Source organism: Arthrobacter sp. JCM 19049 (genome assembly GCF_001310435.1).
In genome coordinates, this window is the sequence record NZ_BAXF01000789.1 from 1 (window position 1) to 774 (window position 774).

Here is a 774-nt window from a genome sequence, read left to right on the forward strand (position 1 = left end):
CCAGCAGTGCGCGGTGTCCTCCAGCAGCACCACCGGCAGTTCGGGGTTCTTGGTGCTGCGCACGAAGCTGAGCAGCCCGCGCCGCCCACGGGCCCGGGCGCTTTGCTTGATTGCGGTGCGCAGCGAGAGCCCCTCGGCGATGATCGCGAACACGATCACGGCCAGCGGCACCCACCACCACGGACCGGTGATGCCGTGCGGGTCGTGGAACTTCTCATAGGCCTCGTAGAGGGCGAACAGCCCGCCGGCGCTGAACAGGATGATGGCGACCAGGAACGCGGACACAAAGCGCTCTCCCCCGTACCCGAAGGGTGCTCGGTGTCGGCCTTGCGCTTGGAGCGGCGCCGTCCGATGAGCAGCACCAGCTGGTTGCCGGTGTCGGCCACCGAGTGGATGGCCTCGGCCAGCATCGAGGAGGATGAGCTGAGCAGCCAGGCCACGAACTTGGCGATGGCGATCGCCAGGTTGGCGCTGAGCGCCGCGATGATCGACTTCGTGCTTTCTTCACTCGCCATTGGCGTCCCTTTCGGCCGTGTACACCTTGTGCGGGCACCGGTGCGGTGAGCAAATGCTGGTGCCCTGCCTCGGACTATGTCAGCAACCGGGTCAGGGGCGCAACGCCCTTGCCGAAGCGTACAGGCAGACGGTGGCGGCGGTGCCCACGTTCAGGGATTCGGCCACCCCGTACAGCGGCACGGCGATCCTGTGGTGGGCGGCCTGCTTTTCGGTCTCGTCCAGCCCCTGGCCTTCGTTGCCGAACAGCCAGGCGGTGGG

General features: G+C 67.4%; 1 protein-coding gene and 1 pseudogene. Both read right to left on the reverse strand.

Features of this window, described 5'->3' with window-relative positions; genetic code table 11:
• Positions 1-515, reverse strand: a pseudogene (locus JCM19049_RS21570) (cation diffusion facilitator family transporter); the annotation flags it as partial.
• 91 nt (positions 516-606) lie between these two features.
• The coding region (locus JCM19049_RS16295) for a TrmH family RNA methyltransferase (protein ID WP_279403440.1) at positions 607-774 on the reverse strand (168 nt) is incomplete at its 5' end.